The sequence below is a fragment of the Acinetobacter sp. ACIN00229 genome, assembly GCF_016106645.1.
Classification (GTDB): domain Bacteria; phylum Pseudomonadota; class Gammaproteobacteria; order Pseudomonadales; family Moraxellaceae; genus Acinetobacter; species Acinetobacter oleivorans.
In genome coordinates this window covers 1-19,635 of sequence record NZ_JADWOM010000034.1, presented here as the reverse complement: position 1 = coordinate 19,635, position 19,635 = coordinate 1, and the positions used below count along the sequence as shown (strand labels likewise).

Below are 19,635 nucleotides of genomic sequence, written 5' to 3'. Positions count from 1 at the left end.
AGCCACGTTTTCGGCAGTCTGGGGCATGGTGTCTACACCATACAATTCTTTAAGTTTAGGGTTAATGAAACGCCATCCCATGGTGGTGTCTTCAATCTTCTGGCTACGGCCAAAAGCACTGTCAGACTTACCCATCACATAAGGTGCACGGCTCATGCTTTCCACACCACCTGCAATCACCAAGTTCGCTTCACCTGCTTTAATGGCACGGGCAGCAATGGCAATCGCATCGAGTGAAGAACCACAGAGACGATTAATGGTGGTTGCCGGTACTTGATACGGTAAACCTGCAAGCAGTGCCGACATACGGCCCACATTACGGTTATCTTCACCGGCTTGGTTCGCACAACCATAGATCACATCATCGACCTGTTCCCAATCTACATTCGGGTTGCGCTGCATGAGTGCTTTAATCGGCACAGCGCCAAGGTCATCGGCACGGACAGGTGCAAGACCACCGGCATAACGGCCGAATGGGGTACGGATGGCATCGATGATATAAGCGTTTTTCATTCTTACATTTCCATTTTGAAATCTGTTGCTGTCACTGCCACATCGTTAGACTTTTCCAGAGTTTGCTGGCGATCATCATGGTTACTAAGTTAAAAGTAGTCATGACAGAGTCTTATCGTGTTGAGTCAAATACCAGTAGCTAATTCTTGTCACTTTTTTAAAAAAGTAACCAAAAACCTTTGTTGAACAGAGGAGGCTTCCATGCCTCCCTGTCCAACGGGCGACATCCATGTCGCCTCGTTGCTCAGCACAACAGGGATGTTGTGTCTGAGTAACAAAGGATTTTTGTTACTTTTTATCCTTAAAAAGTAAGGCATTACTTATACAAAAAACTTTTGCTTTAACTCGTAATTGGGGGGGGGGCGTGTTTAAACCTTACCCTTGAGTCGCATCAGTCAAAGTTGCACCTGTTAAAGCCTGCAACTCATCAAAGCTAAGACCTTCCACTTTCTCAATCACCTTTAAACCATCTTTAGTCACGTCAATTACGCACAGGTCAGTGTAAATACGGTCAACACAGTGTTTACCCGTAACCGGATAGCTCAGCTCAGCCACAATCTTCGGTTCACCTTGCTTAGTCACATGGTCTGTAGTGATAAATACTTTTTTAGCACCTACAGCTAAATCCATCGCACCACCCACCGCAGGAATCGCATCAGGTGCACCCGTGTGCCAGTTCGCCAAGTCACCATTCGCTGCAACCTGAAATGCGCCCAGTACGGCAATATCAAGGTGACCACCACGCATCATCGCAAAGGAGTCGCCATGGTGGAAAAAGCTGCCGCCTTCAAGCATGGTCACAAATTCTTTACCCGCATTAATTAGTTCAGGGTCTTCTTCACCTGCCGCTGGTGGTGGGCCAAAAGCCAACAGGCCATTTTCAGAATGAAGGAAAATATCTTTATCGTTAGGTAGGTAGCTTGCGATCTTGGTTGGTAAGCCAATGCCCAAATTCACATAGGCGCCATCTGGAATATCTTGTGCCACACGTTTTGCAATCTGGTCACGGCTGAGTTTCTGGTAGCTCATGTTATTTCTCCTTATTGCTTACTGTGCGGGCTGTACTTGTACAACGTGCTGTACAAAGATACCTGGGGTGATGATGTGCTCTGGATCTAATCCACCTAGCTCAACCACTTCAGACACCTGAACAATGGTGACATCAGCAGCCATGGCCATAATCGGACCAAAGTTACGTGCAGATTTACGGTAAACCAGATTGCCCCAGCGGTCGCCTTTGTAAGCTTTAATCAAGGCAAAGTCCGCCTTGATTGGATATTCGAGTACGTAATCTTTACCATCAATCTGGCGAGTTTCTTTGCCTTCAGCTAGAAGTGTTCCAAAGCCTGTTGGGGTAAACACAGCACCAAGTCCCATACCTGCTGCCTGAATACGGCAAGCCAGATTACCTTGCGGAACAACTTCAAGCTCGACCTTTCCGGCACGATACAATTCATCAAAAACATAAGAGTCTGACTGACGTGGGAAAGAACAGATCACTTTTTTAACTGAACCAGCCTTAAGCAGTTTAGCCAGACCATAATCGCCATTACCGGCGTTATTACTAACAATCGTTAAATCTTTAACACCGAGTTCAATCAGTCCATCAATGAGTTCAGCGGGTTGTCCTGCGGTACCGAAACCACCAATCAGGATGGTCGCGCCATCTTTAATCTGCGATAGTACCTCGCTAAGAGAGGACTTACTTTTGTCAATCATGTGAGAAACCTTAGAGCATGAGGTAACGTGATGTTATTACTACCGCTAAAAATTTATTTAAATTCTTAATGGTAGTAATAAATGGAATAAATTTTGTGAGTCAAAAGCGAACTTTTAACTCACATACACTTTCAATTAAGCGCTAGCGCGACGGCGTTCAACTTCAGTTGAAGGAGCAGCAGCGGCATCTTTAACAAGTTCGATGTTAAATGTGATGTGTTTGAAAGCGTGATCTAAACCACGGCGTTGGATTTCAGCTGGGTCAGTTACATCAACTGCTGTTGCCACTAAGCCATCACGAGTTGCAAAGGCAAAGTCGTCCCATAAGTACTCATCACCCTCAATGTTGAATTGAGTTGTAAGCTTGCGGAAACCTGGTGCAGAAACAAAGTAGTGAACGTGGGATGGACGGTTACCATGACGGCCTAATTTGTTAAGAAGGGCCTGAGTAGTACCTTCTGGCGGGCAACCATAACCTACTGGCATTGTGGTTAATGCAACATATTTACCATCTGCATCAGTCAAAATACTACGGCGTAAGTTGAAGTCAGATTGAGACTTATCAAAGAATGAATAGTTACCTAAACTGTTAGCATGCCATACTTCAACTTTAGCATTTTCAATGATATTGCCGTCAGTATCAGTCACCGTACCTTCAATAATTAAGGTATCGATTTTGCCAGATTCAGTGCCATCATCCATACGAGCAAAACCAACGGTTTCAGGCGCGCCAGCTACATAAAGTGGGCCTTCAATGGTACGCGGTGTGCCACCCGTAACACCAGCTTTTGCATCAGCTTCATCTGCACGTAAATCAAGATAGTGCTCTAAACCTAAGCCAGCTGCCAAAAGACCAAGTTCGTTTGCTTGACCTGCGTCTGTGAAATATTCCAAACCTTTCCATACTTCTGAAGGTTGGATGTCTAAATCTTCGATGGCTTGAAATAAATCCCCGAGAAGGCGCACTACAATTTGTTGAACACGTGCATCAACTTCGCCTTTTGCAGTGTCGACATTCATTTGTTTTACAAGCGCATCAATTTGTTGACGGTTCATACTAAAACTCCTTAAGTATGCAATACGGTTTTGGGTGGCAGCGCTGCGGGCATGTTGTTTTGCTAGCGAATAAGTGCCGCCACGTTCCTTGTTACCTTCTGAATAAATATATTTAGTTTTTGAATGTGCTTCAGACCACACACTCAAACTATTTTCTTAGATTACGAATCATCATCACGAACAGAAGAAGGGTGACGATTAAGTGCCATCACTTCGATGTTCATATAAGGATAGAGAGGTAATCCTTGTAAAATGTTGTGCAACTCTTCATTGCTCTCAACATCAAAAATACTGATGTTTGAGTACTGGCCTGTAACTCGCCAGATGTGACGCCATTTACCTTGGCGTTGTAAATCTTGCGAATAAGCCTTTTCAACGGCCTTAATTTCATTTGCTTTGTCGGCTGGCATATCGAGTGGAATATGCACATCCATACGTACATGAAATAACATGGGAAACTCCTTATCCTGTTGCCTTAACGACGTAACTTCTCGACTTTATCTTCATCAATTTCAATGCCTAAGCCCGGAGCCGTTGGCAAGTGCAATTCAAAGTTTTCGTAACGTAGCGGTTCTTTCAAAATTTCTTCGGTAAGCAATAACGGACCAAATAATTCAGTACCAAACGCTAATGTTTCAAAGGTTGCAAATGCGTGAGCAGAAGCGATGCTACCTACAGGGCCTTCAAGCATAGTGCCGCCATAAAGATCGATTCCAGCCAAACCTGCAATCTTGGCAACTTCACATGCCTCGATCAGACCTCCTGATTGTTCAATTTTCACGGCAAATACATCTGCACCATGACTTTTTGCAATACGGTATGCGCTGTCAGGACCAGTTAAAGCTTCGTCCGCCATGATTGCGACATCAAAACGACGTGTTAAACGCGCAAGTGCTTCAGTATTTTGAATAGCACAAGGCTGTTCAATTAAATCAATCCCGCCATCTTGTAGCTGTTGAATACCTTGAATACATTCCAGCTCTGACCATGCACGATTTACGTCAACACGTACACTAATATCTGCACCTAGTGCTTTTTTAATTGCAATCACATGATCAACATCGTGTTGCAAATGGCGTGCACCGATTTTGAGTTTGAACGTGTTATGACGTTTCAACTCAATCATTTTTCGAGCTTCAGCAATATCTTTTTCTGTATCACCAGACGCGAGCGTCCAAAGTACAGGTAAACTATTACGCAGACGGCCACCTAAAACTTCACTTAACGGCACGCCTAAACGTTTTGCCTGAATATCAAGTAGAGCGGTCTGAATGGCACATTTCGCGAAACGGTTACCATTAATATTCTTACGAATCAGTTTTAGTGTTTGAGCCACATTTAAATCTTTAACTGATGCGAGTAATGGTGCAAAGTAAGTATCAATATTGGCTTTGACACTTTCAGGACTTTCTTCACCATAGTTCAGTCCACCAATGGTGGTCGCTTCACCCCAGCCGACAATACCATCCGTAGTCGTAATTTTAACGAGCACCAAAGTCTGAGTACGCATTGTAGTCACAGACAGCTGGTGAGGACGGATAGTTGGAATATCCACAAGTATGGTTTCTATGGTTCTATACATGAAGTTTCAACTATTACGAACTTGTTTACATACCATAGAAGAATGTAATAGCCTAAAATAGATATAGAACGGTATTTTAAGATACTAAAAAGGTATATTAATGGAATTAAGACATCTACGTTATTTTGTTACCGTTGTGGAAGAACAAAGTCTGACTAAAGCGGCTGAGAAGCTTTTTATTGCCCAGCCACCACTCACGCGTCAAATCAAAAAACTAGAAGAAGAATTAGACATTGATTTGTTTGTGAAAGGCTCACGTCCATTAAAAGTGACGGAAGCAGGGCTGTTTTTTTACCAACATGCCGTTCAAATTTTAACGCATACTGCTCAAGCTGCTTCCATGGCTAAAAAAATGAAGCTGGTCGAAAACATTGTCAAAGTTGGCTATGTCAGTTCACTTCTGTATGGGCGTTTACCACAGGTCATTTATCTATTTAGACAAAAGAATCCTGACATTCATGTCGAGCTTATTGAATGTGGCACACGAGATCAGGTTGAGGCTTTAAAGTTAGGTAAAATCGATTTAGGTTTTGGTCGCTTACCCATTAGTGATCCAGCGATAAAAAGGCTTTTACTTCGCAAAGAAAAATTAAAACTCGCGATTCATAAAAAGCATCCATTAAGTGAATTTCAAGATTCAGGAATTTACCTATCTCAAATTATCAATGAGACGATTTTTTCTTATCCAACGACACCTAAGCCTAATTTTTCGACCACTATTCAAGCTTTATTTACCAAGTTAGGTTTAATACCAGCCAAGCTGACCGAAGTACGAGAAATTCACATGGCGCTTGGTTTGGTGGCTTCGGGCGAGGGTATTTGTATTATTCCAGAAAGTGCCTGTGATATTGGAATGAAGAATCTAACTTATTTAAATATCTTAGATTTAGAAGCTTATAGTCCCATTTCTCTATCGATGCGTAACATGGACCAAAGTTCTTATATTCCTAAAATTTTAGATTGTATTGAAGAGATTTATAGCGAAGAAGAAGTGTCGAGAAATCTAAATTTATAACTTTTTAATACGTTTTAAATTGAATTATCATGTTATTTTAAAACTTTAAGATTATAGGTAATATTTAAAAGGAATTAATAGATGAGAAAAATTTTAGGCGCAGCTTCTCTCATTATGTCTACCTGTGTTGTACATGCTGAACAATTAAATGAACAAGAAAAAATCTCTCCATATAGTGCGAATGTTACTTTTGCTAGCCAATATATTTCACGTGGTTTTCAACAAACTTGGGGCAAGCCTGCATTACAAATTGGTCTAGATTATGCAAATCCGAATGGATTATTTGTGGGGACTTGGGCTTCAAATGTAAGTTCTAACTATCTTCGTGATGCTTCAGTTGAGTGGGATTTTTATACAGGTTATATAAAAACTTTTGATAAGTTTTCGGCTGGAATGACGGTTTTTTATTACTACTATCCGGGAGCTAAAAGTACACCTGAAACGGGGAGTACCAGTTATAACTATGGCGAAATTGTGCCTCAGATTGGTTATGGACCTTTAACGCTTAAATATTTCATTACCTACACCCCAGATTATGCTGGCTATAACTCCAAGACGATGGGCGGTCCTGAGGGTAAACGTTCAAGAGGAACAACATATCTGGATTTAACTTTTACACAGCCAATAAATGACACTTGGACTTTTGGTGCCCATTATGGTTATGAAAGAATTAAAAATTTCTCGGAAGCTAATTTTCAGGATGTTAAGGTTGAGCTTATTAAGGATTTAGGCGATGGATGGAATACAGGATTAGCCTACACTAAAGCTTGGGATAAAAATGGGTTCTATAAGAAGTATAGTAATGGTGAGCCAGATGCACCTATTTCGAATCCGATTGATTCAACTTTTACAGTTTCTGTAAAAAAAGTTTTTTAAGTTAAACTTATTAATATTGGTCTGATTAACTACGTTTGAAAGGTATCTGTAAACTTTCAAACGTAGTTAAAAACGATTTTTTATTTATTTTTTAAATTAATTAAGGTAGGTAAATGAAGCACTACCTGAGTATTTTTAATAATGTCTAAACGTGAAATTATCTAGAATAATATATATAAAATTGGAAAACTAAAATATTAGTATTTTTCTAATCTCTAAAAAAAATATGGATTAATAAAATTATTATGGATACTTAATATTAATCTTCAAAGGCATTTCTGGGCTGATTATAAATAAAAACTATTATATGAAACAAAATAAGTATTGGCATTTAGATGGGGATTTTTCCATTCTTAAACTGTTTTATGTACACGTTCCAGTAGGTAGCTGTCTCGGAAAATACAAGGGATTTGTTGTGTCTAACTTTGCCTGAACTTCGTATTCCGTTTTTATACCTTCAGTAACGCAGTATACGTTCAATTTTGCAGTTTAAGGAAACATTGATGTCGAATTCTGCTGTTGTTGATTCAGTTGCTTTTGCCTTAAGACAAGCTGAACTATCACAAACTGCGATTATTCCTATTCGTACTGAGCTCGGTGGTGAACAGGCAAATGTGGATATCGCTTATGCAGTACAGGAAATCAATACTGTACGTGCACTCTCGGAAGGGCGCCGTTTAGTAGGTCGTAAAATTGGCCTCACTTCTAAAGTAGTACAAGCCCAACTTGGTGTAGATCAACCTGACTTTGGGATGTTATTTGCTGATATGGCATACGGCGATGGTGAAGTCATTCCAGCGGGTAAGTTGATTCAGCCAAAAGTTGAAGCTGAAATTGCGCTCGTACTCAAAAAGGATTTAACTCAAGCCCGACATACATATGCAGACATTATTAGTGCGACAGACTATGCCTTACCGGCTATTGAAATAGTCGATAGTCGCATTGAGAACTGGAAAATCTCATTGATTGACACGGTTGCTGACAATGCATCAAGTGCAGCTTTTGTGTTGGGTTCACGTCCAGTACAGCTTAATCAACTTGATTTAGTTAACTGCAAAATGATTATGACTCGTGGTGATGAGGTCGTTTCGCAAGGTGTTGGTAAAGCTTGTTTAGCGAATCCATTGAATGCAGCAGTTTGGTTAGCTGATGAAATGGTAAGACGCGGACGTCCATTACAAGCAGGAGATATTGTCCTGACTGGGGCATTGGGTCCAATGGTGGTGGCTCATCCTGGGGATGAGTTTAAAGTTGAAATTGAAGGCTTCAATTCAGTTGTTGCATGCTTTGCTGCTGAATAAAGGATAAGGAAATGAAAAAGATAAAATGTGCCTTAATTGGTCCAGGAAATATTGGAACAGATTTGTTGTATAAATTGCAGCGTAGTGAATTTTTAGAGCCGGTATGGATGGTTGGAATTGATCCTACTTCTGAAGGCTTAGCTCGTGCTGCAACAATGGGTTTAAAAACCACGGCTGAAGGCGTTGATGGTTTATTACCTCATGTACTTAAAGATGATATCAAAATTGCTTTTGATGCAACTTCAGCATATGTACATGCAGAGAACAGTCGCAAGCTCAATGAGCTTGGGGTGTTAATGATTGATTTAACTCCTGCGGCAATTGGTCCATTTTGTGTGCCGCCAGTGAATTTGGAAGCTTTGTTAGATGCTGGTGAAGTACCCAATGTAAATATGGTGACCTGTGGTGGGCAAGCAACTATTCCAATGGTCGCGGCAATTTCACGGGTACAGTCTGTTAACTATGCTGAAATCATTGCAACGGTTTCGACTAAATCGGTTGGGCCAGGTACGCGTAAAAATATTGATGAATTTACTCGTACAACTGCTGGAGCAATTGAAAAAGTTGGTGGTGCCAAACAAGGTAAAGCCATCATTATTATTAACCCGGCTGAACCACCATTAATGATGCGTGACACAGTACATTGTTTAGTTGATGGAGAACCTGACCAAGTTGCAATTACGGAATCAGTCAATGCCATGATCAAAGAGGTACAAAAGTACGTACCCGGCTACAAACTGGTGAATGGACCTGTATTTGATGGTAATCGTGTTTCTATGTTTCTTGAAGTAGAAGGCCTAGGCGATTATTTACCGAAATATGCAGGTAATCTTGACATTATGACTGCGGCAGCTGCACGTACTGCAGAAATGTTTGCAGAACGCGTTTTATCTAATCAAAAAGCTGAAGTTGTTTAAGGAGAAACCGTATGTCTAAGATTATTGTGCATGATATGACTTTACGTGATGGTATGCATCCACAACGTCATCAAACTACAGTTGAGCAAATGATTGCCATTTCAACCGCGTTAGACGAAGCGGGTGTGCCATTAATTGAAGTGACTCATGGTGATGGCTTAGGGGGGGGGTCCGTTAATTACGGTTTCGCTGCTGCAACAGATGAAGAGTATTTATCTGCTGTTGTGCCACGTATGAAAAATGCCAAAGTGTCAGCGTTGTTATTGCCTGGCATTGGAACAGTTGATCATTTGAAAATGGCACATGAGATTGGTGTTTCAACCATTCGTGTTGCAACACACTGTACAGAAGCAGACGTGTCTGAACAGCATATTACTGCTGCACGAAAATTGGGAATGGACACGGTAGGCTTTCTAATGTTGGCACATATGGCATCGCCACAACATTTGCTAGAAGAAGCAAAAAAAATGGTGTCTTACGGTGCTAACTGTATTTATGTCACTGACTCTGCTGGGTACATGTTGCCACAAGATGTTACCGATCGGGTTGGGTTGCTTCGCCAAGAACTTGATAGCAGTATTGAGTTAGGTTTCCATGGTCATCATAACTTGGGTATGGGCGTTGCCAATACCGTTGCTGCGGTTGAAGCTGGTGCAATTCGGGTCGACTTGGCGGCAGCTGGTCTAGGAGCTGGAGCAGGCAATACGCCGCTTGAATTATTTATTGCGGTTGCAAATCGTATGCAAATAGAAACAGGCGTAGACTTGTTTAAAGTACAGGATATTGCAGAAGATCTTGTGATTCCAATGATGCTAAATCCAATTCGTGCCGATCGTGATGCAGCAACGTTAGGTTATGCAGGTGTATATTCATCTTTCTTGTTGTTTGCAAAACGTGCCGAAGCTAAATATGGCGTCTCTGCACGTGAAATTTTATTAGAGCTTGGTCGCCGTGGTACGGTTGGGGGACAGGAGGATATGATTGAAGATCTTGCCTTGACCATGTCAAAAGCGAAAGTAATGAGCGCATAAGTTTTTTAAAAAATGAAAAAGAGCACTCCACGAGAGTGCTTTTTTACATCTAATGATTTGATCTAGATGAAATAACTTGGATATAAGCGTTATTTTCTATAAATGGATGGACATCATTTTTGATTGGATGTGTTTCTATTTAAATAAAAAAACGATTAGAAAATTAAAAATAGCAAATTTAAATAAAGATATTTTAATAAAAAAAATATATATAACAAATGTTTATTCTGGTTTTTAGGTAATGATTAATCGTTTTTAATGATCTGTTAAAAATCCTCATTACTGGAAAAGTAACATTTTTTTAAAGCATTGAGTTTAAAAAGAAAAATATCTTAATACTCTAGTCGAATTTTTCATAAAAATAGAGTTGAGCATGATAGGGCTTGGTTTCATGGATTGATTGAAAGGAAGTACGCAATGCGTCGTCAAACGTTATGGATCGCAATGGCTTGCGCAATAGCAACAATAGGGGCTACTGGCACACATGCTGGCTTTGTTGAAGATAGTCAGGTTCAGCTGAAATTTAAAAACTTCTATTTAGATCGTCAGTATGATGACACCCCTGCAAAAAACTGGGGGAGTTGGTCGCAAGCTGTGACACTGGATGCAAAATCGGGTTATGCACAGTTTGGGGCATTACAACTTGGTGTTGATGTGTTAGCACAGTACGCTGTGCGTCTGGATGGTCGTGACCGTAATGCCGATTGGATTCTGCCGTACAGTGGGATTTCTGGTACAGGCACAGGAAAACAAGAGCGCCAGTTTGGCAAAATAGGAGCAACTCTTAAAGCGAAAATCAGCCAAACTGAATTACGAATTGGTGAAATTTTACCTGTAACACCAGTAATTCATTTTGATCCATCACGTCAATTATTGACCACTTATAATGGGGTATGGCTAGAGTCAAAAGATCTTAAAAACACCAAATTAACGTTAGGTTATTTGGATAGTATCAATGCCCGTTATGAAAATCAGTCAATGGATTTTGGTCTATGGCCTAAAGCATTAAATAATGATGGTAAAACTGATGGGATGTATGTTGCGGGCATAGATTACCAATTAAATAAAAACTGGTCTGCAAGTTACTTTTATGGCGATGTGACGAATATCTATCGTCAAAACTACTTGGGTGTGAACTATAAAAACAATTATGACAAGTTAAAAGTCGATTCACACATACGTTTTTTCGACAATGCAGAGTCGGGAGATGCCTTGTATGGTGATATTGATAATCAGGCATTGTCTATAGGCTCAACCTTAACTTATGGCTCACACAGCGTAGGTTTATCTTATCAGCAAATGTTTGGTGACCATGGTAGTAACCCGAGTGCAGCAACTGGTGCACCATATTTCCCATCCCTCGCAGGTTGGGTACCTCAGCCTTATTTGGATAACTGGTCAGTTGCGAGCTTTATCCGTAAAGATGAGAAATCGGTGGGTGTGGCTTATAGCTATGATTTTAGTGAGCTTGGCATTAAAGGTTTAAAAACCACTGCAAAATATTGGCATGGTTGGGGCATTGATTCAGCTTATGAATCAAGTGCATTAACAGGCAAAGGCAAAGAAGATGAATTCAACTTTATTCTGAATTACGTAGTGCCAGAAGGGAAGTTAAAAGGCTTAGGTTTTCAGTGGATGTATATCGATGTGAACTTCGACAATATTGCAGGCCAAGCAAGCGATTTGCAGGAACATCGTATTGCAACGACATACACCTATAAATTTTAAATACTTTTAAATATTTATTTAAATAACAAATGGTTATTAATATTTTTTTTGTATCACCTCATCGTAAACAAGTATCAGTTTAGGCGCTGTGAACAGGTAAGATGGGTGAGTAAAACATTTAAAATTTGGCCTACTAAAAGCAGCTTAATCTTGAGTTGAGCTGTATAAATTGTAAGAGGAATGACATGGGCACAGTAAAAATCCCCGAATATAAAACAGATCCATTTTTCGGTTTGGAAGACAAATGGATTGAAACCGCAGCAGGTGAGCTCACTCATTATCATGAGCTTGGAGAAGGTACTCCAATTTTATTTTTACATGGTTCGGGTACTGGTGTTTCAGCAGCAGCAAACTGGTGGCTGAACTTACCACAAATTGCTGAGCAGGCACGCTGTATTGCTATTGATTCGATTGGTTATGGACAAACTGTTGTTGCAGAAGGGACCGCTTATGGCATCCGTGCATGGGTAGATCATGCAGTCCGTGTATTAGATGCTTTAGGAATTGAAAAAACCTGGTTAGTAGGTAATTCTTTAGGTGGTTGGTTAGCATTCCAGTTTATATTGGATTACCCAGAGCGTGTACTAGGTATTGTATCAATGGGAACGGGTGGTGCTAAACAGACGGCAGCACTTAAAGCACATGCTAATCCTGAATTGACAGAAGCTGGTATCCGTAAAACTTTAGAAATGTTTGTGGTCGATAAGTCTTTAGTTACAGATGAATTGGTTAAAGTTCGTTTTGACTCAGCAAAAAATGACTACGCTTCGGATCGATTGATGGATGTTGTTGGTGCACGAGACCGTGACCGTTTTGAGTTCCCGCTTGATTTTGAAAAGATGAAAGAGATTCAAGTTCCTGTACTACTCATTCATGGGGTGCAAGATGTAGTTATTCCTGTATCTCGTACATGGGATATTTTGAATATCGTACCTTATGCTGATGCTCATATTTTTAGTCAATGTGGTCATTGGTCGCAAGTTGAAAGAGCACAAGAATTTAACCAGATTATTAAACAATATTTAGCAGTACATGATGTTAAATAAAATATAAAAAATACAGGAAGGATAAATTATTATTCTTCCTGTATTTAAATTAAAAATTTTGGTTTTTTGCTGAGCCCTGTCATTTTATCTTAGACTTTTGTATTAAATAAGATAAGTTAGATCTGATTAATATTTAAGTAAAAAACTTTACTTAATAAATCCATGAATTCTTTAACCCCAGAAGATTCTGCATCTTTGCGATAGCTTACAAATAAATCTAAAAAAGGTAGATCGACATCAAGGGGTCTAGTGACAATATTATTTAAAGTGAGCGGCTCTATATAGCTAGGCAAGATCCCGCAACCTAATCCCATTCCTATTGAATTAATATTAAATAAAATATTATGAGCAGTTTGCACAATGTTAAATTTAATTTTATGAAGTTCAGCAAAATTAAGAATTGTATTATGTAAAATCGACGACTGTTCTGACGATGGGATAATAAAATCAATATTATTTAAAAGCTTCACCGGAATACGCTCGTACTGAGCAAGTGGGTGATCTCGAGGAAGCAATAGCATTAGAGGTTCACGTAATACAAACTGACTCTGAATCTCATCGTTATTTAAGTTATCTCTCATAAAGGCAATGTCAATTTCACCTTTCTTTAAGGCTTCCATTTGTTCGGTATTATTCATGCTCCGTAATTCAATTTTTAAGTTTGGATTTTGTATGCGTAAACTCGGAAGAACACACGGGAAAACTTTCATTTCTACTACTGGAACAAAACCAATGGTCAGTTGTTGTTTTTTAAATTTTGAAACTTGACGAGCCATAGCAATCGCTTTGTCCGCCTGAGCTAAAGTCAGACGGGCTTGTTCAAGAAATACACTACCTTCTTCAGTGAGTTCAACTTTACGTTTAGTGCGATGTAGTAATGTAACGCCAACCTCATCCTCAAGGTCTTTAATTTGTTGACTTAATGAGGGTTGAGCTGTGTAGAGGCGAAGTGCAGCTTTACTAAAGTTGAGTTCTTCAGCCACCATTACAAAGTAGCGTAAATGACGTAATTCCATATCAGTTGTGATCCCAAAATCCTATTATTAACGTTGGATAGTTAATAAAATATGCTAAATGCTTGAAAACCATAAATCCGTTTATAAAACCACTGATCAGTATCAGTCGAACTTAATTTTAATATTTAAAATCTATAATGAATAATTCATAAAAAGTCTAATTTGAAACAAATAAAATATTTCACTTAAAACAGTTAAAAAATCATTATCCATTCAAATTGAATTTTATGTTGTGCGTTTTTGGCGGCAGCAGGAGTGCTTCTCATGAATGGAAAAATTGAAGTGTGTGAAATCGATGCTTTAGTCGATGCACAAAATGGACGTATCTCGCCAACTATCTATACAGATCCACAATTATACGAACTAGAGTTAGAGCGTGTTTTTGGACGTTGTTGGTTATTTCTTTGTCACGAAAGCCAGATTCCAAAATCAGGCGACTTTTTCAATACGTATATGGGTGAGGACCCAATTATTGTTACGCGTCAAAAAGACGGTTCTATTAAAGCATTATTAAATCAATGTCGTCACCGTTCTATGCGGGTTAGCTATGCTGACTGTGGTAATACGCGTGCGTTTACCTGCCCATATCATGGCTGGTCCTATGGTATTGATGGTTCTCTTAAAGATATTCCATTGGAAGGTATCGCTTTTCCACATGGGGCTTGTAAAGAACAATGGGGATTGCAAGAGGTTCCGCGTGTTGCAAGCTATAAAGGTTTGGTTTTTGGTTGTTGGGCAGATGACACACCTGAATTACTCGACTATATGGGTGATATTGCTTGGTATCTCGATGCAATGATTGACCGCCGTGAAGGTGGTTCGGAAGTCATTGGTGGCATTCATAAATGGGAAATTAACTGTAACTGGAAATTTGCAGCAGAACAGTTTGCTTCTGATCAATACCACGCGCCGTACTCGCATGCCTCTGCAGTACAAGTTTTAGGTGGTAAACCAAATGATGATGCTTCTAAAACATTAGGAACAGCACAAACGGCACGTCCAGTTTGGGAAACAGCAGAAAGCTGTGTGCAATATGGTCAACGCGGCCATGGTTCAGGTTTCTTCCTTACGGAAAAACCAGATGCTAATTTCTGGGTTGATGGTCAAGTAGCAGATTACTTCCGTGAAACCTATGAAGAAACAAAAGAGCGTTTGGGTGACACTCGTGCTTTGCGTTTGGCAGGCCATAACACCATGTTCCCAACATTGTCTTGGCTGAATGGTATGACGACGATGCGCATTTGGCATCCACGTGGACCAGATAAAACTGAAGTTTGGGCTTTCTGTATCACGGACAAAGCAGCGCCGCAGCACATCAAAGAAGCGATGGAGTTGAATGCTTGCCGAGCATTTGGCCCAGCTGGTTTTGCTGAAGCAGACGATGGTGAAAACTGGATTGAGATCCAGAAAGTGTTACGTGGTTATAAAGCGCGAAAAAGCAAACTCATTATGGAAATGGGCCTTGGCAATGAAAAATACCGTGAAGATGGTATTCCAGGTATTACTAACCATGTTTTCTCTGAAACAGCTGCACGTGGTATGTATCGTCATTGGGCAAACCTGTTGATGCATGAAAAATGGGAAGATGTACAACGGTCAGATGAGGCTTATGAGCAAGAGCTTTTGAAAAAAGCGGCTAAAAAGGATGAGAAGGAGCTTGTGAAATGAACCAGATCATTGACTCGTTAAAACCACAGCCAGTATGGCGTTCTATAGGATTGGAACTTCACCACGACATTAGTCAGTTTCTATATGCAGAAGCACAGTTGTTAGATGATTGGAAATTCCGAGATTGGTTGGACATCTTAAGCGAAGATATTTTATATACGCTCAAAACGACGACAAATGCGCAAACACGTGATCGTCGTAAATGTATTGCACCACCATCAACATGGATTTATCACGACGACAAATTTGTACTAGAGCGCCGTGTAGCAAAATTAGAAACAGGGATGTCGTGGTCCGAAGAACCGCCATCACGTACTCGTCACTTAATTACTAATATTCGGGTCGAAGCAACTGCGCAAGCAAATGAATATCAAGTTTTTAGTAATTATTTGCTTTATCGCTCGCAAAAAGAAAAAGACGTATTGACCTATGTTGGTAAACGAGTTGATCTGATTCGAAAAGATGATAGCAGTAGTTTAGGTTGGAAAATTGCTAAACGCGATATCACCCTCGATCAAGCGACTTTGATTTCTCACAATATTACGGTGTTTTTCTAATGAATAAGATTTTTGTTTGTCAGATTGATGAGTTGGATGAAGGCGAAGCGCTGAAAGTAGATTGTAATGTAGGTGATATTGCTGCACTTGCTGTGTTCAATTTCAATGGTGAATTTTTTGCCATGAATGATAAATGCAGTCATGGTAATGCTTCTATGTCAGAAGGCTACCTAGAGGATGATGGCACGGTTGAATGTCCACTTCATGCATCACGTTTTTGTTTGAAAACTGGCGTACCACAATGTGTACCAGCAACTGATCCGATTCAGACATTCTCTGTCGTGATTGAAGATGGTGCACTTTATGTCGAAATGGCAGGAGCGTAATGATGGGCTGGCTAGAGGGTGAAGTTGCACTAATTACTGGTGGTGGTTCGGGACTAGGGCTTGCGTTGGTTGAGCGCTTTTTGCAAGAGGGTGCGCATGTTGGTGTGTTGCAACGGTCTCAATCAAAAATAGATGAATTGATTGCACGCTATGGTGACAAAATTGTTGCGATTAATGGAGATGTGGCGAGTTTTCAGGATAACGTTCGTGCTGTGCAGGCTACAGTAGAACGTTTTGGAAAACTGGACTGTTTTATTGGTAACGCTGGTATTTGGGATCATTATGCCGACATCGTTAACATGAGTGGCGAACAGTTAGATAAAGCCTTTGATGAAATCATGAGTATTAACACAAAAGGTTATCTACTTGGTGCAAAAGCAGCTTTAGATGAGTTACTCAAAACTGAAGGCTCAATGATTTTTACCTTATCTAACTCAGCGTTTTATTCATCTGGTGGTGGTCCAATTTATACCGCATCAAAACATGCTGGTGTAGGTTTAGTGCGTGAACTGGCCTATGAGCTGGCACCGAAAGTGCGTGTGAATGCAGTTGCTCCATCAGGCATGAATGTCAATGTGAAAGGTGCTGCATCTCTTGGGCAGGAAAATCTAGGATTACTTGATGCACGCGATCCGCAAAAAATTGGACAAGGCATGCCATTGAGATTCTTACCAGAACCAGAAGACATGACTGGTTCTTATGTATTGCTCGCATCACGTCAAAATAACCGACCATTATCTGGCGTTTTTATAAATGCTGACTGTGGTTTGGGTATTCGTGGCTTACGCCAAGCGAACGCTGGTTTTTTTGATGCTTAATTTTAATCCGATATTAATGGACTAATAAGACAGCTAAAAACTGTCTTATTTCGGAGCTAATCATGACTGTTAAACTTATTTGTGCTTCTCATAGCCCGCTAATGGAATTTGCGTCTCCGGCAGAAAAACAACAAGAACAAACGGTGCGTAAGACATTTGAAAAACTGGCAGCCGAGGTCAAAGCATACGACCCAACTTTAATTATTGCTTTTGGGCCAGATCATTTTAACGGCTTCTTTTATGACCTGATGCCGAGTTTCTGTGTAGGTGTCCGCGCAACAGCAGCAGGTGATTGGAATTATGGTCCGGGTGAGCTCAATGTACCAGAAAATACAGCATTAGGTTTAATTCGACGTGTACTTGATGAAGGTGTGGATGTTGCATATTCATATCGTATGCAAGCGGATCATGGCGTAACCCAACCGCTGCATTTTTTATGTGATGGTCAACTTAATCGTTACCCAACCATTCCAATATTTATTAATGGTGCTGCTGCGCCAATGCCTACGACAAAACGAACGATTGCTTTAGGACGAGCGGTTGGGGCTTTCATCAACTCAATTAATTTAGAAAATGAACGTATATTGATTTTGGGTACAGGTGGACTTTCACACGATCCACCAACCCCTCAAATGGGCTCTGCACCCCCAGAAGTTGAAGAGTTTCTCATTGCTGGGCGTAACCCAACTATTGAAGCTCGTAATACACGTCAGGCCAAAATCATTTCAGTGGGACAGCGTTTGGCAGCAGGTGACAAGAGCGTATCTGTTCCACTTAATCCAGAGTGGGACGAACAGTTATTGGAAAAATTCAAAAATGCAGACTTTGCTGCGCTTGAAAATATGACTGAAGATGAAATTCGCCGTGAAGGTGGACGTGGTGGGCAAGAAGTTCGTACATGGATGGCTGCTTTTGCGGCATTAGAAGCTGTTGGCGATTATGAGATGACCTTACATTGCTATGAACCTATCAGTGAATGGATTGCTGGTTTTGGCATTGTATCTGCCGAGCTGAAATAAAGGATAAAACGATGAATACTCAAACTATTGTCATCATCGGTGCTGGACAGGCAGGTGCAAGTGCTATTCTGGAACTACGTAATAACAAATACGACGGTAAAATCATTTTGATTGGAGATGAATCACATCTGCCTTATGAGCGTCCTCCTTTATCTAAAGATATGATTTTAAGGCCTGAACAGACCAAAATTGAAATTTTGTCACAACAAAAATTGAAAGATTTAGGTGTCGAAGCCATTCAAGGCAATGCGGTTGTACGCATTGAGCCTGAACAATATCAAGTGATTTTGAAAAATGGTGAAAGTATTCACTATGACAAATTATTACTCGCGACAGGAGGTGCTCCTCGTCGTCTTCCAATTTTAGATGCAGTCGGTAAACATGTTTATACCCTGCGAAATTTGGAGGATTCACAAGCCTTGGTTCCAGTCTTTCAAGCAGGGAAGCGCATTTTGCTTGTAGGCGGTGGGGTTATTGGTCTTGAATTAGCATCAAGTGCTCGTTTTAAAGATTGTCAGGTGACCTTAATTGAACAAAGTCCAATGATTATGGGGCGTTCACCAGCAATTATTAGCCAATTTTTACTTGATGAACACCGCAATCGAGGGGTCGATATTCACTTAAATGTGCAAATTGCCAATGTCACCTTACGTGGTGAAGAGATAGTCGTAATATTGGAAAGTGGTGAAGAGCTGATTGCCGATGCTGTTGTTTATGGTATTGGGATTGTACCGAATGCTCAATTGGCCATAGATGCTGGTTTAGACGTCGATTTTGCCATTAAAGTGAATGAAAACTGCCAGACTTCGAATCCAGATATTTATGCTGCTGGTGATGTAGCAACTCAGTTGCGTGCAGATGGTAATTATGCCCGTATTGAAACTTGGGAAAATGCCAATAATCAAGCAGGCACTTTTGCTCGTCATGTCATGGGATTAGCACAACCTAAAGCTAATCCATCATGGTTCTGGACAGATCAATATGATATTAACTTTCAATTCGTTGGCGATATGTCTGCAAAAGAATGGCATATACGAGGCAATATGAATCCTCAAGAAGACAAAAATGTTGGATTCACTTTATTTGGCTTAGACCAAGGTATGGTTGTAGCAGGTATTGCTGTTAATCAAGCTAAAGATGTTAGGCATTTAAAAAAATTGGTTTCTAGTTCTAGCGCCTTTGATAAAGAAAAGTTGCTAGATGTGTCTATTGAATTACGCAAATTAATTTAATTAGGGTTGTTATACTAAAAGCCTATTTAATATTGAAAATAAAAACCGTCATGATTATATGGCGGTTTTTTTATGGTTAATCATAAATATTTTCCATGAGTGGATGTTATTAATACTTAATTTGAACTGAATTATAATTTTTAGCTATTAATAGATTTTATTTTTGTTGAGTGATTAATATGTTTTTTAGATTTTAAATTTTATTTTTGCAATTT

The 19,635-nt window shown here is 40.1% G+C and carries 20 protein-coding genes; 13 read left to right on the top strand and 7 right to left on the bottom strand.

Annotated elements, in window-relative coordinates; genetic code table 11:
• The 6 genes from I7H67_RS19290 to I7H67_RS19265 form a co-directional block, all read right to left on the bottom strand.
• Positions 1–513, bottom strand: a 513-nt coding sequence (locus I7H67_RS19290; RefSeq protein ID WP_265091391.1) for a beta-ketoacyl synthase N-terminal-like domain-containing protein, incomplete at its 3' end; no start/stop codon positions are given.
• A gap of 375 nt (positions 514–888) precedes the next feature.
• Positions 889–1,542, bottom strand: coding sequence for a 3-oxoacid CoA-transferase subunit B (locus tag I7H67_RS19285; RefSeq protein WP_174766578.1), 654 nt, complete (start codon positions 1,540–1,542; stop codon positions 889–891).
• Between the two features lie 18 nt (positions 1,543–1,560).
• Positions 1,561–2,232: a 3-oxoacid CoA-transferase subunit A gene (locus I7H67_RS19280; RefSeq protein ID WP_013197703.1), complete on the bottom strand. Its 672-nt coding sequence runs from the start codon at positions 2,230–2,232 to the stop codon at positions 1,561–1,563.
• Positions 2,233–2,367: 135 nt separating this feature from the next.
• A complete protein-coding gene (gene catA / locus I7H67_RS19275; protein WP_013197704.1) occupies positions 2,368–3,288 on the bottom strand; it encodes a catechol 1,2-dioxygenase in 921 nt (306 codons plus the stop codon).
• A 161-nt stretch (positions 3,289–3,449) separates the two neighbouring features.
• Entirely contained in the window at positions 3,450–3,740 is a 291-nt protein-coding gene (gene catC / locus I7H67_RS19270) for a muconolactone Delta-isomerase (RefSeq protein WP_003651954.1), read from the bottom strand.
• 23 nt (positions 3,741–3,763) lie between these two features.
• Positions 3,764–4,870: a muconate/chloromuconate family cycloisomerase gene (locus I7H67_RS19265; protein ID WP_023274222.1), complete on the bottom strand. Its 1,107-nt coding sequence runs from the start codon at positions 4,868–4,870 to the stop codon at positions 3,764–3,766.
• Positions 4,871–4,970: 100 nt separating this feature from the next.
• Here I7H67_RS19265 and I7H67_RS19260 point away from each other — a divergent pair, with 100 nt between their 5' ends.
• From I7H67_RS19260 to I7H67_RS19230, 7 genes are all read left to right on the top strand, one after another.
• Positions 4,971–5,885 carry a LysR family transcriptional regulator gene (locus I7H67_RS19260; RefSeq protein WP_013197706.1) on the top strand — a complete coding sequence of 305 codons (915 nt, stop codon included), beginning with the start codon at positions 4,971–4,973 and terminating at the stop codon, positions 5,883–5,885.
• 81 nt (positions 5,886–5,966) lie between these two features.
• Entirely contained in the window at positions 5,967–6,761 is a 795-nt protein-coding gene (locus I7H67_RS19255) for a TorF family putative porin (RefSeq protein WP_198308611.1), read from the top strand.
• Between the two features lie 503 nt (positions 6,762–7,264).
• Positions 7,265–8,062: a fumarylacetoacetate hydrolase family protein gene (locus I7H67_RS19250; protein WP_198308610.1), complete on the top strand. Its 798-nt coding sequence runs from the start codon at positions 7,265–7,267 to the stop codon at positions 8,060–8,062.
• An 11-nt stretch (positions 8,063–8,073) separates the two neighbouring features.
• The gene (locus I7H67_RS19245; protein WP_198308609.1) at positions 8,074–8,979 is read left to right on the top strand and encodes an acetaldehyde dehydrogenase (acetylating); all 906 of its coding nucleotides are present in this window, start codon (positions 8,074–8,076) and stop codon (positions 8,977–8,979) included.
• A gap of 11 nt (positions 8,980–8,990) precedes the next feature.
• Complete coding sequence (gene dmpG, locus I7H67_RS19240; RefSeq protein WP_198308608.1) at positions 8,991–10,010, top strand: 4-hydroxy-2-oxovalerate aldolase; 1,020 nt, start codon at positions 8,991–8,993, stop codon at positions 10,008–10,010.
• 417 nt (positions 10,011–10,427) lie between these two features.
• Complete coding sequence (locus I7H67_RS19235) at positions 10,428–11,738, top strand: OprD family outer membrane porin (RefSeq protein ID WP_198308607.1); 1,311 nt, start codon at positions 10,428–10,430, stop codon at positions 11,736–11,738.
• 185 nt (positions 11,739–11,923) lie between these two features.
• Entirely contained in the window at positions 11,924–12,784 is an 861-nt protein-coding gene (locus tag I7H67_RS19230; RefSeq protein WP_198308606.1) for an alpha/beta fold hydrolase, read from the top strand.
• 116 nt (positions 12,785–12,900) lie between these two features.
• On the opposite strand, the gene hcaR is transcribed toward I7H67_RS19230, so the two are convergent.
• A complete protein-coding gene (gene hcaR, locus I7H67_RS19225) occupies positions 12,901–13,800 on the bottom strand; it encodes a DNA-binding transcriptional regulator HcaR (RefSeq protein WP_005046827.1) in 900 nt (299 codons plus the stop codon).
• A gap of 264 nt (positions 13,801–14,064) precedes the next feature.
• Between hcaR and hcaE the strand changes: the two genes are divergently transcribed.
• From hcaE to hcaD, 6 genes are all read left to right on the top strand, one after another.
• Positions 14,065–15,468: a 3-phenylpropionate/cinnamic acid dioxygenase subunit alpha gene (gene hcaE, locus I7H67_RS19220; protein ID WP_198308605.1), complete on the top strand. Its 1,404-nt coding sequence runs from the start codon at positions 14,065–14,067 to the stop codon at positions 15,466–15,468.
• The gene (gene hcaF, locus I7H67_RS19215; protein ID WP_045125554.1) at positions 15,465–16,025 is read left to right on the top strand and encodes a 3-phenylpropionate/cinnamic acid dioxygenase subunit beta; all 561 of its coding nucleotides are present in this window, start codon (positions 15,465–15,467) and stop codon (positions 16,023–16,025) included. The genes hcaE and hcaF overlap by 4 nt, the downstream gene beginning before the upstream one ends.
• Entirely contained in the window at positions 16,025–16,351 is a 327-nt protein-coding gene (gene hcaC, locus I7H67_RS19210; protein ID WP_005046830.1) for a 3-phenylpropionate/cinnamic acid dioxygenase ferredoxin subunit, read from the top strand. Before hcaF ends, hcaC begins: the two co-directional genes overlap by 1 nt.
• 2 nt (positions 16,352–16,353) lie before the next feature.
• A complete protein-coding gene (hcaB, locus tag I7H67_RS19205; RefSeq protein ID WP_005046831.1) occupies positions 16,354–17,169 on the top strand; it encodes a 3-phenylpropionate-dihydrodiol/cinnamic acid-dihydrodiol dehydrogenase in 816 nt (271 codons plus the stop codon).
• Between the two features lie 62 nt (positions 17,170–17,231).
• Positions 17,232–18,188: a 3-carboxyethylcatechol 2,3-dioxygenase gene (locus I7H67_RS19200; RefSeq protein ID WP_198308604.1), complete on the top strand. Its 957-nt coding sequence runs from the start codon at positions 17,232–17,234 to the stop codon at positions 18,186–18,188.
• Positions 18,189–18,199: 11 nt separating this feature from the next.
• On the top strand, positions 18,200–19,420 hold the full coding sequence (gene hcaD / locus I7H67_RS19195; protein WP_198308603.1) for a 3-phenylpropionate/cinnamic acid dioxygenase ferredoxin--NAD(+) reductase subunit: 1,221 nt from the start codon (positions 18,200–18,202) through the stop codon (positions 19,418–19,420).
• Positions 19,421–19,635: the final 215 nt, after the last annotated feature.